The organism is Micromonospora sp. NPDC048999 (genome assembly GCF_040649295.1).
Lineage (GTDB): Bacteria > Actinomycetota > Actinomycetes > Mycobacteriales > Micromonosporaceae > Micromonospora.
Window position 1 is genome coordinate 12,708 of the sequence record NZ_JBEZFI010000016.1, and the last position, 15,789, is coordinate 28,496.

Below are 15,789 nucleotides of genomic sequence, written 5' to 3' on the forward strand. Positions count from 1 at the left end.
TCAACCGGGCATGATGGCAGACCAGACGATCTCGCGGCGTACCCTGCTGACCACGCTCGCCGGCACCGGCACGGCAGCGCTGATCGGCTGCGACCCGGCCGGGAGGCGGCAGCCGGGCACGGCCACCACGGTCCCCGACGCACTGCTCGTCGAGGTCGACGGCGGGCTCGGGGTGCTGCGCGGCGGCGAGCGACTGACAATCCCGCGCGCCGTCGCCACCCCCGACGGGCAGGCGGTCTACGCGACCGCCCCCGACGGAGCGGGCACCACGTTCTGGCGGATCGACACCGCCACGGGCCACACCTCCACGCGGGTCACCCTGCCCGGGCAATGGCTGCCGCAGGCGGTCTCGACCGACGGTACGCGGGTGGCGCTCACCTCGAACGCCGCCAATGCCACGTACGGGCGCCCGGACGGGCGGGACGTGACCCCGGTGCTGATCGCCGACGTCACCGGGGTACGGCACCGATTCGAGCTACGGGGCAACTTCGTGCCGGAGGCGTTCACCGAGGATCTCGCCGGGCTGTTCGTCCTCGAATGGCTGCCGGCGCGGGCGCCGGACCGCTATCGCGTCCGCGTCGTCGATCTCGCCACGCGGACGCCCGGCCCGCTGTCCACCCGGGTCAAGACACCGGTCCCACCCGGCGCCGAGGAGGAGATGCGCGGCGACGGGCGCCAGGCCGTGCTCGCGCCGAACCGCAGCACCCTCTACACGCTCTACACGCACCAGCCCGACCACCGGCACACCCGGGATCTGATCAGCGGGCGGCCCGGCAACGCGCACGCGTTCGTCCACACCCTGAACCTCGTCGAGCGCTGGGCGTACTGCGTCGACCTGCCGCACCCGTTCGGGGAGGCGCCCGCGAGCGGGCACGCCCTGGCGATCGGCCCGGCCGGAGACCGGCTCTACGTCCTCGACGTCACGTCGGGCACCGTCGCGGAGATCTCCACGGAGGAGCTCGCGGTGCGCGGCACGGCCGCCCTGGCCCAGGGCACCGGCAGGGCCCACGCCGCCGCCGGCCCCGACCGTCTCTTCGTCGGCGCCGGCACGGAGGTACGCGCGCTGGAGCTCGAGCGCTTCGGTGCCGCCTCCGGATGGTCCGTCCGCGAACCCGTCACCGGCCTCGTGCTCAGCCCCGACGGCAGGCACCTCTACGTGGGTCAGAAGGACGCTGTGAGCTGGCACGACCCGGCCACGGGCGAGCAACTCGGCCGCGCCGAGGTGCCCGGTCTGGTGGTCGTACACGGCCTCGCCGGACGCGCCTGACCCGCCCCGCATCAGGGCCTCGAACAAACTGTCCCTCCGTCGGGCCCTGCCCGCCTGGTGCAAGCGTTCGTGGCGGTCAGGCGACCCGGAGGACCAGCTTGCCGCGCACGTGACCGCCCTGGCTGATCTCCTGGGCCTCGGCGGCCTGCTCCAGGTCGAAGGTCCGCGCGACGGGCAGGTCGAACTCGCCCCGTTCGAAGAGCCGCGCCACCTCGGCCAACGCCTGGTAGGACCGGCCCTCGGCCCCGGTGGTCATCCGCACTCCGTGCCCTGGGGCGTCCGGGTCGGAGATCGTCAGCACCCGTTCGGGCGTACCGGTGATCGCGATGAGGTCCGGTATCGCCCCTTTGCCGGCCGTGTCCAGGGCCGCGTCCACACCGTCGGGCGCGAGCTTCCGGACCCGCTCCACCAGCCCCGCGCCGTAGCTGGTCGGGATCACGCCCAGACCGCGTAGGAAGTCGTGGTTGGCCGGACTGCTGGTGCCGAGCACGGTGGCTCCCCGGGCCCGGGCGAGCTGCGCGGCGGTCAGGCCCACTCCGCCGGAGGCGCCGTTGACCAGCAGGACGTGCCCCTCGCGTACGCCGAGCAGGTCGAGACTGCGCACGGCGGTCTCCGCCACGACGGGCACTCCAGCGGCCTCCTCCCACGACATCGTCGGCGGTTTGGCGACGAAGTGCTCCAGCACCGCGTACTCGGCGTAGCCGTCGGCGGTGGCGAAGCCGAAGACCTCGTCCCCCACCTCGACCCCGGTGACACCCGCACCGACCTCGTCGACCACTCCGGCCACGTCGCTGCCGGGGATGGCCGGCAGCGTGAGCGGCATCATCTGGCGCATCGCGCCGCTGCGCACCTTCCAGTCCATCGGGTTGACGCCCGCGGCACGCACTGCCACGCGGATCTGCCCGGGGCCGGCGTGCGGCTCAGGCACCTCGACGGGTCGTAGCACCTCCGGTCCGCCGTAGTCGGCGAACTGCACCGCCTTCATCTGCCACCTCCCACCTCAGCCGCGCTCAACGGGCGGGCGTGCCCGCCATCTGGGCGATGATTCCCGTTCCCTGGCCGAGTTCGATCAGGTAGCCGTCCGGGTCGCGCAGATAGCAGCGGATCTCGACCCCGTGGTCCTTCGGCTCGGTGAGGAACTGCCCGCCGCGAGAGCGCCACTCCTCGTAGACGGCCCGCACGTCGGTGACCCGGATGTTGATCGCGGAGCTGAGCGAGTCCGAGTCCGCCGGCGCCTGGGCCTGTACGGTCGGCTTGTCGTCGGTGGGGCCGCCCTCGTTGTTGATCACGATGTAGCCGTTGTGGAGCCGGAGGATCGCCGGCTCGCGCTCACGGATCACCGTGGCGCCCAGCACCTGCCGGTAGAACTCGCGGGACCGGTCCACGTCCCGCACGATCAGCAGGTGGGTGAGCACCATGCCGTGCTCCGGCTGGAAGTAGTCCGGTGCTTCGTGCGTCATCCGCGCCTCCCCTGGTCGGCACCCCGGATACCCGTGGCGGCCAGCCGCACACCTGCCGGACGGACGCGCCCACTACGCGTCGGCGACGTGCGGCGCCCGCCGGGCGAGGAGAAAGACCGCGACGACCACCATCGCCAACCCGAGCACCTCGCCCAGCACGGCCCAGGAGTCGGTGACGATCCGCTCGTCGAGCCAGAGCAACCCGATCGCGATGGACACCAACGGGTCGGTGACGGTGATCGTGGCCAGGGCGGGTGCGCCCAGCGGGCCGGCCTGGTAGGCGTTCTGGCTCAGCAGGACACCGAACGGACCGAGCACGGCAAGGGCGTAGATCTGCCAATGGCCGAACACGCCCAGGATGTGGAGTCCGGGCTGCAGCCCGAGACTGCTGATGAGCCCGGCTGTCACGCCGTAAACCACGCCGGCCGCGAGTGCCAGCGGCAGCGGACGCCACTTGCGGCCCAGTTTCACGGCGCCGAACAGGCACCCGCTCACGGCGAGCACCAGCGCGGCGACGAGCAGCGCGGCCGACCCGAACGTGTTGAGACCCTGGCCCTGCCCACGGGTCGGCTGCGCGACCGCCAGGAAGAGGCCGAGCCCGAGCAGGCACAACCCCGTTTCCAGCAGGATCCGCGGGTCCGGCCGGCGGTGGTGGGACGCGGCGAACAACAGGACGTACCAGACGAGGCCAGTCACCAGCAGTGGCTGCACGAGGATCAGCGGCACCAGGCTCAGGGCCGCGACCTGCAGGGCGAACGCCATCGCGGCAAGCACTGCCGACCAGCGCCAGCCACGAACCCGAAGCAGGCGCACCAGCAGCCGCGGCTGCCCGGCCCGCTCCTCGGGCACCTTGCGGGACGCCTGGAACTGCAGCAACGAGGACGCGCCGAACGCCGCCGCGGCGCAGAGTGCCAGCGGGGCGCCCACCACCAACTGTCCCACGTCGTGCATCATGCGCTCGCCCGCCCGGTCATCGGCTTCCTCCCTCTTCGTACGAGAACGTGGCGGCCGGACCGGCCGCACGTCGGGTCAGGGCGGTGATCGGTCCAGCCGGCGCGGGAGCGGAACGGTCCGCCACGGCACCCGCAGGAGCAGCCGCGCGATCAGCAGCCCGAGCAGGTATCCGCCGATGCTGTCGGTGAGCCAGTGGTAGCTCGAATAGGTGGTGCCGATGAAGATCAGCACGCCGGGCAGCCACTGCACGACCCGCCGGGCCGGCACGGCCAGGTAGGGCGCGAGCAGCACCGCCAGCACGACGTAGAAGACGATGCCGTTGCTGACGTGCCCGGACGGGTACTCCACCTGTGGGCTGTGGCTGAACATGCGTAACGAGCCCTGGTGCGGCGCGCCTCGCGAGGTCCACCGTTTCAGGCCGACGATCAGCAGTGTACTGATGATCGGGGCCAGTCCGGCCAGGATGATGGGGCGTGCCGTCCGGTGGCACCAGGCCAGCCAGCCGGACACCAGCATGGTGACGACGATCAGCCCGCCGCCCTGGCCCAGGTAGTCGAAGGCGCGCATCAGCACGTACACCGGTGCCGGTCGGTGGGCGTCGCACCAGTCCCGTACAGCGATGTCCACCCGCAGCAGCGGCGCCCACCAGACCAGGGCCGCGGTGAGCACGGCGAATGCGGCGACCAGCAGGCCGTCGAACCACCAGCCGCGCGGGACCGGCGTCAGCGCGGGCACGCCCAGCGGGCGGGGTCGTGCCCGCGCCCGCTCCCGCGTTTCCCCTGTCATGGTCCTCCCCGGCACGCTGCCGCCCGGACGTCCGATGTTCGAAGGTATCCCATATTTGGTTAAAGCAGCAGTTAAGCTGATGAACGCCCCCGAGGGGCGCTCCTGGCGCCCCTCTCCGCGCATTGCCTGGGAGCATCCGACATGTCAGCGACCATGCGCCCCGTGCCGCCGTTGGCCGCCGGACAGTCGACCGCCACGGGCGGCGCAGCGGCCCCGAATGCGGGGGCGGTCGACGGCGGCACCGAGCCGATCGGCCGGCGGGTGCTGGTCGTGTCGGCCGACATCGGCGGTGGGCACGACGCCACCGGGCGGGCCCTGGCCGAACGGGTACACACCCTGTGGCCGGGCAGCCGCGTGGGCTGGGTCGACACCCTCGACGTGATGGGCCCGGGGGTCGGCCACCTCTTCCGGCGCACCTACCTGACCAATGTCGCGGCCACGCCGTGGCTCTACGAGTTCTTCTGGGCGTCGATCTGGCGGCACCGCTGGTTCGCCACCGCCTCCAAGTGGTTCACCGGAGCCTGGGCCGGTCGCCGGCTCGCCCCGGTCGTCGAGGCGTTCGACCCGGACCTGATCGTCTCCAGCTATCCACTGGGCAGCGCCGGGCTCGCCTGGCTGCGCCGGCGCCGGGGCCTCGGCGTCCCGATCGGGGCATGGATCTGCGACTTCGCGCCGCACCCGTCCTGGGTCTACCGGGACCTGGATCTGGATCTGGTGGTCCATCCGGCGGCGCTACCAGTGGCGGCGGTCGCCGCGCCGGGCGTACGGCTGGGCGTGTGCGCGCCACCGGTGGTCGACCGGTTCCATCCCGGTGACCGGGCCGATGCCGCCCGGCGCTGCGGTCTCGACCCGACCCGGGCGGCGGTGGTGGTGGCCTGCGGCTCGTACGGCTTCGGACACGTCGAAGAGGCCATCCGTGCGCTGGTCGACATCGGCGACGCGGTGCAGGTGGTCGCCGTCTGCGGACGCAACGAGCAACTGGTCGCCCAATTGGCGGCGCTGCGCCTGCCGCCCGATCGGCTGCTGGTCCGGCAGTGGGTGGACGACATGCCCACCCTGCTGCGGGCCGCCCGGCTGGTGGTGACCAACGCGGGCGGGGCCACCGCGCTGGAAGCGTGGGCCTCCGGCACCCCCATCGTGATGTACCGGCCCATCGCCGCGCACGGCATGGCCAACGCCTCGCTGATGGCCGCCGCCGGCCTGGCCGAGACGGCCCAAAGCCCGAACGCCCTCGTCGCCTGCGTCCGCAGCCGGCTCGTCGGCCCGCAGGCCACCGAACCGGTCGCCCCCACCGCGTATCCCCACCTGCCGGACCTCGGGCTGCCCGCGTTGGCCGACGCGCGGAGGCCGGCCGACCGCACCCGCCCGGCGACGGTCACCCGCCCGCCCAGCTGGCCGCTGCGTTCCCAGGACGCGTTCTTCCTGCACGTGCAGTCGGCGACGGTGGCGCAGCACATCGGCACGCTGCTGGAGTTCGGCCCCCGACCCGACGGCCGACCGCTGACCGCGGCGGATCTCGTCGCCCTGCTGTCTCGGCGGCTGCCCGCCATCGGCACCCTGCGCCGCCGCCTGGTCGACCGGGGCCGGTGGCGCCGGCCCGGTTGGGTGATCGACCGACACGTCAACCCCACCGCCCACTTCGACGAGGTCGAGGTCGGCCCGGACGACGACGGCAGCGCCGCCCTGGACCGGTTCTGGTCCCAACCGCTGCCCGACGACCGTCCGCTCTGGCGGATGATGCTGATCAGCGGCCTGCCCGACGGGCATACCCGGCTGGCGGTCAAGCTGCACCACTCCCTCGGGGACGGAATGTCCGTGATCGGCGTCCTGGACCGGCTGCTCGACCTATCCGGCAACCGAGCGGCCGGCGCGAGACGGACCACGCCCGGTGCGCCCGAACGGGTCGGCGCCGGCACGCCCGAGCCGGGTGAGCTGATCCACGGTCTCCGACTCGCCGCACGCGGGCTGACCCGGCTGGCCACGCAGGGACGGGCGCCGACCACCGGATTCAACCGCCCGGCCAGCTCGCCGGACCGCCGACTGGTCACCGCGTCCCTGCCGGCCGCCGAGGTGCTTCGCGCGGCGCGCTCCTGCCGGGCACACGCCAGCGAACTGATGCTCGCGCTCACCGCCGCCGCGCTGGCCGCCGTCCAGCCAGCCGACAGGCCGCCGCGGCTGCGGGCGATGTTCGCGGTCTCCCGCAGCCCGCGACGGCGAGCTCCCACCCAGGGCAACTGGACCGGCGCGGTCACCCTCGATCTTCCGCTGAGAAGGTGCTCGGCGACGGACCGGGTCGCCGCCGTGCAGCAGTCCCTGCGCACCGCGCTGGCCAGCGGCGAAGCCGAAGCGGCCGGCCTGGTCATGCGGGCGATGGGCGTCCTACCCGCCCCGCTGCACGCCGCGCTGGCCCGACGCGTCTACACCAACCGGCATCTCAACGTCATCGTGTCCTACATGGCGCTGCCGTGGGGCGCCGGACTGCTCGCCGGCGCCCCGCTTCTGGCCCCCACCCCGGTGGTCGCCCTGGCCGAGGGCGTACCCCTCGGGGTCGGAGTGCTGCGGTGCCGGAACACCTTCGAGATCGGCGTGCTGCTGGACGAGTCGCTGGCCGACGCCGGTCCCGCGTTCGTCGCCGCCCTGCGCACCAGCCTGGCCGAGCTGCTCCACGAGGTCGACACCGGTGGAACCGCGACCGGCGGACCGACGGACCAGGTGCCCGACGGCGGGCCAGCCGGACGGCGGGAGGGGCCGGCGTCGCCGGGGGTGCCGCAGTGCGCCTGACCGGCGCGGTGGTCCTGGTAACCGGTGCTTCCTCGGGCATCGGAGCGGCGGTGGTGCGGCGGCTCACCCGGGCCGGCAGCGAGGTGGTGGCCGTCGGCCGGCACCCGGAACGGCTCGCCCGGCTCGCCGCCGAGACCGGCGCCGCCGCGCTGCCGGCCGACCTGGCCCGGCCCGGTGCCGGACGGGACCTGGCCGAGCGGGTCCTCGCCCGCCACCCACGGGTCGACGTGCTGGTCAACAACGCCGGCGTCGGCTGGGCGGGCCCGTTCACCGAGATGCCGGACGGGGTCGCCGACGAGCTCATCGCGGTGAACCTGCGCGCGCCGATCGAGCTGACCCGGGCGTTGCTGCCGGAGATGTGCCGCCACGGCGGCCATCTGGCCTTCGTGGGGTCGATCGCCGGCCGGCTCGGCGTGGGCGAGGAGGCGGTCTACGCGGCCAGCAAGGCCGGCCTGGACATCTTCGCGCAGAGCCTCCGGCTGGAGCTCGCCCGACACCGGATCACCGTCAGCGTGGTGGTCCCCGGGGTCGTGGACACGCCGTTCTTCGCCCGCCGGGGGCAGGCCTACCACCGGCGCCGGCCCCGGCCGCTGCCGCCGGAGCGGGTGGCGGACGCGCTGGCCGCCGCGATCGTCCGGGACCGGGCGGAGGTGTACGTGCCGGGCTGGCTGCGCCTGCCGGTGGCGGTGCGGGCGCTGCAGCCGGCGCTGTACCGACGCCTGGCCGCCCGCTTCGGCTGACCGGCGGTCAGCAAGATCGAGCGGTGGTAGCGGACGCGATGCGGGCGAGGGATCCGTTCTCCAGAGCGGACCACAGAGCGCCGTCGGATCCGAGGGTGATGCCGTGCGGCTCGCAGCCTGGTGTCGACAGGTTGTACGTCTCGATCGTGCCGTCGGTCGTGATCGAGCCGACGCGGTTGCCGGCCCACTCGGTGAACCACAGTTTGCCGTCCCCACCGGCGGTGATGGCGTGTGGTCGGCCAGCGCGGTCAGGCAGCGGAAACTCCACGATCACGCCGCCGGGCGTGATCCGTCCGATCTGACCGGCGGCGATCTCGACGAACCAGAGGGCGCCGTCGTGACCTGCGGTGATGCCGACCGGCGCGGCGGCCTCGGTCGGCAGCGGGTGGACCGTGATGCGGCCGTCCATGCCGATCCGGCCGATCGCGTTGGCCTGGTTCATGGTGAACCACATTCCGCCATCGGCACCGGCGCTGATCGCGGACGGGAATGCTCCGGTGGCCGGGAGCGGAAACTCGGTGACCTGCCCGTCGAGGCTGATCCGACCGATGCGGTCGGCGATGGTCTCGGTGAACCACAGCGCTCCGTCGGGGCCGGCGGCGATGCCGAACGGTCCGCACCCCGGGGTGGGCAAGGGAAACTCGTCAACGGAGCCGTCGGGTGTGATCCGCCCGATGCGATCCGCCTGGTACTCGGTGAACCAGAGCGCCCGGTCCGCCCCGGGGACGATGATCATCGGCCGGCAGGCGGGATCAAGCTGCCAGCTTGTGGGCTCGCTACCGGGAGCCAGTCGGCCGATCTGCCCGCTGTGGACCATGGTGAACCACAGCGCGCCGTCCGGGCCGGTGGTGATCGCGTACGGGCCGCCAGCGTCGGTTACCGCGTATTCGTCAATGGATACGGCGGTCACCGCGTTTCCTCCGATGCAGGCCGGGATACGACCGGGCTCCCTAACGTGTTTGGTGTAGCGACAGGAGCTTGTCGTGAGGCAGCCACGGTCAACAAAGCGTTTTTCCGGCGAGCCGCCCCCGCCGCCACGCAGCCTGGCGGCCGCCCCGGTTCCGGTTCGCTGGCCGAGCACCCCGTTCCGGATGCCCGGCCAGGAACTCCTCCGGTTTACAGGTACGGGCGGGTGATCAGCTCGATGGCGTGGCCGGCCGGATCCTTGAAATAGACGCCTCGGCCGCCGTGCTCGTTGTTGATCTCGCCGGGGCGTCGCATCGCTGGATCGGCCCAGTGCTCGATGCCCTGATCACAAAGCCTCTGATACGCCCGATCGAACAGGTCATCGTCGATCAGAAACGCGTAGTGCTGCATCTGAATCTCCACCGGCGGCTCAGCGAACTGGAGCAGCACGCCATCGGTGAGCTGAATGTTGGTGAACACGCCCCAGGACGGTGCTTCCGGGAGTTCCAACAACTCTCGAAAGAACCGAGCCGACTCGGTGCGATCCTTGGCGGCGATGATGGTGTGGTTGAACCTGACTGTCACTCGGCTGACCTCGCTGTGCTCGACACGACATGGGACCTGCGGTGCGCAAGCCGCTGGGAGGTCCACGTGCCGAACCTGGAGGGTGCCCTCTCCGCACCCGCCGTGCGATCAGCCCTCCACCGGGTCGCCAATCCGTGCATGGCGTAGTGCCGATCCGGTGTTCACGATCGGTGACGCTACTTGATCTAATTGACTACCGCAAACCACTCCCCTGTCGCCCATCAGCCCGCCGCCACCCTGGCTCACCAGAGTTTTACGAGGTGGGCCGGAGGGTACCACCATGCAAACCACACCGCCACGGTGGTGGGCGACCCGGTGCCCTTGAGCTTGCCCAACTCGCGGGCGTCATGACCCGGGTACGGCCGGTTCATCCGCCAATGCGGAAGAGATTAACCCGTGCCAACTTCCCGCAAGTTGCGCTCCTCCCCCGGCGCGGTGGCCGGGCGCAACGCGATCTGATCGTGGCCAGGATGACCCGCAACCCGTGGTTGCGATCCTCGCCCAGCGCGGTGGCCGGGCGCAGCGCGGACCGGCCGCTGTTCGACGCGGTGTGAACCGCGTTGTTGCGATCCTCGCCCGGCGCGGTGGCCGGGCGCAGCTCCCGCCCAGCGCCGTCCAGGGCGACGCGGTCGCCTCGTTGCGATCCTCGCCCGGCGCGGTGGCCGGGCGCAGCTGCCGCAGAACGCGGTACGCGACGGACAGGAGCCCGTGTTGCGATCCTCGCCCGGCGCGGTGGCCGGGCGCAGCCGGCTGGTCCCGGCAGCCGATCGTGTCCGGGTCCCGGGTTGCGATCCTCGCCCGGCGCGGTGGCCGGGCGCAGCTTGGACTACGAGGGCGTTGCGCTCCCGGACAAGGATTCGTTGCGATCCTCGCCCGGCGCGGTGGCCGGGCGCAGCTACGTGAACCTGTGGGAGTCCTACATCAGGGACTGGACGTTGCGATCCTCGCCCGGCGCGGTGGCCGGGCGCAGCCAGTCCTCCTTCCGGCTCGCGCCGGGCACGCCGGCGTTGCGATCCTCGCCCGGCGCGTGGCCGGGCGCAGCCGAACCGCAGCACGGCCACGGCACGCACTTGCCGCAGTTGCGATCCTCGCCCGGCGCGGTGGCCGGGCGCAGCCGCCCCGCTCGGCCACGATCAGCAGGTACGCCTCTCCGTTGCGATCCTCGCCCGGCGCGGTGGCCGGGCGCAGCTCACGGCCGGCTCGACGTCGAGGCCGAGAAGGTCATCGTTGCGATCCTCGCCCGGCGCGGTGGCCGGGCGCAGCTGATCAGCAGCGTGAATCAGCGGCCCATGGCCCGCAAAGTTGCGATCCTCGCCCGACGCGGTGGCCGGGCGCAGCCACATCGGGGACCTGGCACACCAGATGGTCGAGATCAAGTTGCGATCCTCGCCCGGCGCGGTGGCCGGGCGCAGCCGCGTGTTTGGCGGTTCTCTTGCGGGTGTCGGACGAGTTGCGATCCTCGCCAGGCGCGGTGGCCGGGCGCAGCAGTCGGTGGCGGTGCCGCCGTAGGCGGGGCCGCGGACGTTGCGATCCTCGCCCGGCGCGGTGGCCGGGCGCAGCACCGGGGCGGTGTGGCTGCTGGAGCGGCCGGTCGAGTTGCGATCCTCGCCCCGCGCGGTGGCCGGGCGCAGCGACAGCGTGTTCTGAATCTTTCCGGCCCACGTCTTGCTGTTGCGATCCTCGCCCGGCGCGGTGGCCGGGCGCAGCTTGCGGCCGCCGTAGAGGGCCTTGCCGTGGCCGTCGCAGTTGCGATCCTCGCCCGGCGCGGTGGCCGGGCGCAGCCCGGAGAGGGAGGGATCACCGTGGGCGGTGACCCGAAGTTGCGATCCTCGCCCGGCGCGGTGGCCGGGCGCAGCGTCGAGACTGACTCCGCGTACTACGTCTCCAGCGACCCGTTGCGATCCTCGCCCGGCGCGGTGGCCGGGCGCAGCTCGTCAACGCCGTCAACTGTGTCGGCGTGATGGGCAAGGGTTGCGATCCTCGCCCGGCGCGGTGGCCGGGCGCAGCCAGTCTCATCGGGGACGTAGGGCATCCGGACGCGCGTGTTGCGATCCTCGCCCGGCGCGGTGGCCGGGCGCAGCCGCGGTCGGCGTTTCTCTCCGCATCAACGGCTTTTGGTGTTGCGATCCTCGCCCGGCGCGGTGGCCGGGCGCAGCGACAGCCACGACAGGGTGGCTCGTCCGCAGTGCGCGGCGTTGCGATCCTCGCCCGGCGCGGTGGCCGGGCGCAGCCTGGCGGCCACGACAGGGTGGCTCGTCCGCAGTGCGCGGCGTTGCGATCCTCGCCCGGCGCGGTGGCCGGGCGCAGCTTCAACACCAACCGAACCGGCCAAACTAGTTGGGCTGTTGCGATCCTCGCCCGGCGCGGTGGCCGGGCGCAGCCGCGTCCTAGCAGGACGTCAAGCCCCAAACCGGTCGATCGTTGCGATCCTCGCCCGGCGCGGTAGCCGGGCGCAGCTGGCATTCGACCCGTCGCAAGCAATCAGTCTGCGCATTCAGTTGCGATCCTCGCCCGGCGCGGTGGCCGGGCGCAGCCACTGGCTGTTCGCGCGGGCCGGCGCGGTGGTCTTGTTGCGATCCTCGCCCGGCGCGGTGGGCGGGCGCAGCGGGTTCGACGTCGGCCGAGTGCAGATGCAGCGGGCCGAGTTGCGATCCTCGCCCGGCGCGGTGGCCGGGCGCAGCGCTGGATCTCCAGGTTCAGCGCCTCGGCGATGTGGTAGTTGCGATCCTCGCCCGGCGCGGTGGCCGGGCGCAGCGGCACGCTGCCGGCGGCGGGCCGGCCGCACCTTCTCGGCGTTGCGATCCTCGCCCGGCGCGGTGGCCGGGCGCAGCGCGGGGACAGCCGCGCACGCGCCTGCGCGTCGAGGTTGCGATCCTCGCCCGGCGCGGTGGCCGGACGCAGCCCGGACGACGACGACCGGCCGATGACCCGCCGGGAGTGGTTGCGATCCTCGCCCGGCGCGGTGGCCGGGCGCAGCCCAGGCCCGCGCGGTTCGCATGTGGGCCGACGAAATGTTGCGATCCTCGCCCGGCGCGGTGGCCGGGCGCAGCCTGGCGGCGCCGCAGCCCGGGCAAAACGTGAAGGTGCAGTTGCGATCCTCGCCCGGCGCGGTGGCCGGGCGCAGCGCAGCGAACGTCGGGTAGACGTCGCCCATGCGGCACATGTTGCGATCCTCGCCCGGCGCGGTGGCCGGGCGCAGCCCGCTTCACGGCCTGGTGCTCGATGCTGTTCTCCGCGTTGCGATCCTCGCCCGGCGCGGTGGCCGGGCGCAGCCTGCAAGACGTTCGGCGCAATTTGTTGCGGAACTCTGCGGTTGCGATCCTCGCCCGGCGCGGTGGCCGGGCGCAGCAACGCCCTGAGCGTCTTCGTCGGCAGCAGCTCGCTGGCGTTGCGATCCTCGCCCGGCGCGGTGGCCGGGCGCAGCGCGTCGATGTCGTTGGTGGTCACGCGTCGCTCCCGGAGTTGCGATCCTCGCCCGGCGCGGTGGCCGGGCGCAGCTCCCCGGCCGGATCGCCACCCTCCGCCAGGTCGCCGAGGTTGCGATCCTCGCCCGACGCGGTGGCCGGGCGCAGCACCTGCGTCCAGGCGTGGTCTTTGGCGTAACGGCGATCGTTGCGATCCTCGCCCGGCGCGGTGGCCGGGCGCAGCAGGCGGGGATGTGGCCGGCGGGCCCGGGCTTGCCGGGGTTGCGATCCTCGCCCGGCGCGGTGGCCGGGCGCAGCGCGTTGCTTGTGGGCGGCCTGATCTTGGCCTACAAGTTGCGATCCTCGCCCGGCGCGGTGGCCGGGCGCAGCACGGCGACCGCAGCCGGGCCGGGTCGCCGTCAACGTCGTTGCGATCCTCGCCCGGCGCGGTGGCCGGGCGCAGCCGTCGTAGGGGAGCCCGTCGACCAGGAGCCGACCGGGGTTGCGATCCTCGCCCGGCGCGGTGGCCGGGCGCAGCCGCCGCCCGAAGCCGCTCACCGCCCAGCAGGTCGTCTGGTTGCGATCCTCGCCCGGCGCGGTGGCCGGGCGCAGCCTTCGCCTCAGCCAACTGAGGATCCGCTTTCGCTGGCATGTTGCGATCCTCGCCCGGCGCGGTGGCCGGGCGCAGCCACCGTTCGTGGTGATCGTGACGCGCGCGTTACCGGTTGCGATCCTCGCCCGGCGCGGTGGCCGGGCGCAGCGGTGTGCTGCTGGTGCGGCTGGCCGTCCTCGACGCGGTTGCGATCCTCGCCCGGCGCGGTGGCCGGGCGCAGCTGAGCCCGGCCGCCCCGCGACCCCCTGGAGACCCCATGTTGCGATCCTCGCCCGGCGCGGTGGCCGGGCGCAGCCCTCAGCCCTCGGCTTCGGCCGGGGGCTTTTTCTTTTGTTGCGATCCTCGCCCGGCGCGGTGGCCGGGCGCAGCACATGACGCTCGGCACGGGCATGGCGCACGGCACGAAGTTGCGATCCTCGCCCGGCGCGGTGGCCGGGCGCAGCACTCCCGCGGCTCGCGCGATCCGCACCCGCGAGGACCTGTTGCGATCCTCGCCCGGCGCGGTGGCCGGGCGCAGCACTTTCACGCGGCCCACACCTGCAACGCTCGACCGAGGGTTGCGATCCTCGCCCGGCGCGGTGGCCGGGCGCAGCATCGTGGACCAGGCCGCAACCTTCGTCGCGCTCGCGTTGCGATCCTCGCCCGGCGCGGTGGCCGGGCGCAGCTCGCTCGCGTACTTGCGGGCCACCGCCATGGGCCCGGAGTTGCGATCCTCGCCCGGCGCGGTGGCCGGGCGCAGCCTGATCGACCATCAGCCGCAGTCGGTGGCCGGTCTTCGTGTTGCGATCCTCGCCCGGCGCGGTGGCCGGGCGCAGCGCCGCGATCTCCTTGTTGGTGTCCTGGTCCTCGGTCTCGTTGCGATCCTCGCCCGGCGCGGTGGCCGGGCGCAGCCCGGACCATCACCCGAGGCCTCGCCGAAACCCGCGGGGTTGCGATCCTCGCCCGGCGCGGTGGCCGGGCGCAGCCCTGCGGCGACTCGTCATCCCTTGGGGAGCGAAAGGCGTTGCGATCCTCGCCCGGCGCGGTGGCCGGGCGCAGCCGACCCCGACGGCACCGAACTGGACGGAAACCATCGTGTTGCGATCCTCGCCCGGCGCGGTGGCCGGGCGCAGCCTTGTCGTCGTCGTAGATGACCCTCGAGATGCCGGTGTTGCGATCCTCGCCCGGCGCGGTGGCCGGGCGCAGCGGCGCGCGGAGCCAGCAGCCCCTGCTTGCCGCGGTAGTGTTGCGATCCTCGCCCGGCGCGGTGGCCGGGCGTAGCTCGCGCGATGGTCACCGCGGCCTTGCCTGCCCAACGGTGGTTGCGATCCTCGCCCGGCGCGGTGGCCGGGCGCAGCACGATGACCATCGAGTTGATCGAGTCCATGCCCGCCGAGTTGCGATCCTCGCCCGGCGCGGTGGCCGGGCGCAGCCGCGGGCGTGGTGGAGCACCGTCCTGGTGACGTGGGTGTTGCGATCCTCGCCCGGCGCGGTGGCCGGGCGCAGCGCGGTACGGGGGCCTGACGTGAGGATGCCCGGCGCGCTGTTGCGATCCTCGCCCGGCGCGGTGGCCGGGCGCAGCACCGGGTGGGCTGACAGGTGGCCGGTCGGCTGCGTAAGTTGCGATCCTCGCCCGGCGCGGTGGCCGGGCGCAGCCTTTCACGGCAGCGCGGTTCCGTCGCCGGCGCGGTTGTTGCGATCCTCGCCCGGCGCGGTGGCCGGGCGCAGCTGACCGGGTAAGGACCGGTGGCCGGTCGTACCCCTGAGTTGTTGCGATCCTCGCCCGGCGCGGTGGCCGGGCGCAGCCGCCCCGCAGCCCCCGGCGATGGGAACCACGCAGTACTGGTTGCGATCCTCGCCCGGCGCGGTGGCCGGGCGCAGCGCGCCAGTTCGGCCACCGTGGGATTGCGCCGGTCAAGCGGTTGCGATCCTCGCCTGGCGCGGTGGCCGGGCGCAGCTCTGGCGACGACGGCGGCCACGAGCGTGCTTGCGGGGTTGCGATCCTCGCCCGGCGCGGTGGCCGGGCGCAGCACGGTCACCCGCTCGCCGCCCACTCTCAGATCGAGCGGGTTGCGATCCTCGCCCGGCGCGGTGGCCGGGCGCAGCTTTGGAAGCCGACGCCCGCAGCCAGGACCGCGCCGTCCGCGTTGCGATCCTCGCCCGGCGCGGTGGCCGGGCGCAGCGATCCTCTCGACGATCCGGCGACGTGGGCGAAGGCGTTGCGATCCTCGCCCGGCGCGGTGGCCGGGCGCAGCGCCGAAGTCCTGATGCTCTTCGAGGCCGACCAGGCCCGGTTGCGATCCTCGCCCGGCGC

Annotated in this window: 9 protein-coding genes and 1 CRISPR repeat array; of the genes, 3 read left to right on the top strand and 6 right to left on the bottom strand. The window is 73.3% G+C overall.

Annotated features, from left to right (window positions below; translation table 11 throughout):
* Positions 1 to 10: 10 nt before the first annotated feature.
* The gene (locus tag AB0C02_RS18375; protein ID WP_357549412.1) at positions 11 to 1,267 is read left to right on the top strand and encodes a hypothetical protein; all 1,257 of its coding nucleotides are present in this window, start codon (positions 11 to 13) and stop codon (positions 1,265 to 1,267) included.
* Between the two features lie 76 nt (positions 1,268 to 1,343).
* Here the strand turns inward: AB0C02_RS18375 and AB0C02_RS18380 are convergent, their stop codons facing one another.
* From AB0C02_RS18380 to AB0C02_RS18395, 4 genes are all read right to left on the bottom strand, one after another.
* Positions 1,344 to 2,252, bottom strand: coding sequence for an NADP-dependent oxidoreductase (locus AB0C02_RS18380; RefSeq protein WP_357549413.1), 909 nt, complete (start codon positions 2,250 to 2,252; stop codon positions 1,344 to 1,346).
* A gap of 25 nt (positions 2,253 to 2,277) precedes the next feature.
* Positions 2,278 to 2,727: a VOC family protein gene (locus AB0C02_RS18385; RefSeq protein ID WP_357549415.1), complete on the bottom strand. Its 450-nt coding sequence runs from the start codon at positions 2,725 to 2,727 to the stop codon at positions 2,278 to 2,280.
* A gap of 72 nt (positions 2,728 to 2,799) precedes the next feature.
* Entirely contained in the window at positions 2,800 to 3,669 is an 870-nt protein-coding gene (locus AB0C02_RS18390) for a DMT family transporter (protein WP_357549416.1), read from the bottom strand.
* Positions 3,670 to 3,756: 87 nt separating this feature from the next.
* Positions 3,757 to 4,467 carry a phosphatase PAP2 family protein gene (locus tag AB0C02_RS18395; protein ID WP_357549417.1) on the bottom strand — a complete coding sequence of 237 codons (711 nt, stop codon included), beginning with the start codon at positions 4,465 to 4,467 and terminating at the stop codon, positions 3,757 to 3,759.
* A gap of 141 nt (positions 4,468 to 4,608) precedes the next feature.
* On the opposite strand from AB0C02_RS18395, the gene AB0C02_RS18400 reads away from it, so the two are divergent.
* Positions 4,609 to 7,248 carry a wax ester/triacylglycerol synthase domain-containing protein gene (locus tag AB0C02_RS18400; RefSeq protein ID WP_357549418.1) on the top strand — a complete coding sequence of 880 codons (2,640 nt, stop codon included), beginning with the start codon at positions 4,609 to 4,611 and terminating at the stop codon, positions 7,246 to 7,248.
* Complete coding sequence (locus AB0C02_RS18405) at positions 7,239 to 7,988, top strand: SDR family oxidoreductase (protein WP_357549420.1); 750 nt, start codon at positions 7,239 to 7,241, stop codon at positions 7,986 to 7,988. The genes AB0C02_RS18400 and AB0C02_RS18405 overlap by 10 nt, the downstream gene beginning before the upstream one ends.
* 7 nt (positions 7,989 to 7,995) lie before the next feature.
* Here AB0C02_RS18405 and AB0C02_RS18410 read toward each other — a convergent pair whose 3' ends face one another.
* Both AB0C02_RS18410 and AB0C02_RS18415 read right to left on the bottom strand, forming a co-directional pair.
* A complete protein-coding gene (locus AB0C02_RS18410) occupies positions 7,996 to 9,069 on the bottom strand; it encodes a virginiamycin B lyase (protein WP_357549422.1) in 1,074 nt (357 codons plus the stop codon).
* Between the two features lie 35 nt (positions 9,070 to 9,104).
* Positions 9,105 to 9,545 carry a VOC family protein gene (locus AB0C02_RS18415; RefSeq protein ID WP_357549423.1) on the bottom strand — a complete coding sequence of 147 codons (441 nt, stop codon included), beginning with the start codon at positions 9,543 to 9,545 and terminating at the stop codon, positions 9,105 to 9,107.
* Between the two features lie 347 nt (positions 9,546 to 9,892).
* Positions 9,893 to 15,730: a CRISPR direct-repeat array (repeat unit 37 nt; unit sequence GTTGCGATCCTCGCCCGGCGCGGTGGCCGGGCGCAGC).
* Positions 15,731 to 15,789 lie beyond the last annotated feature (59 nt).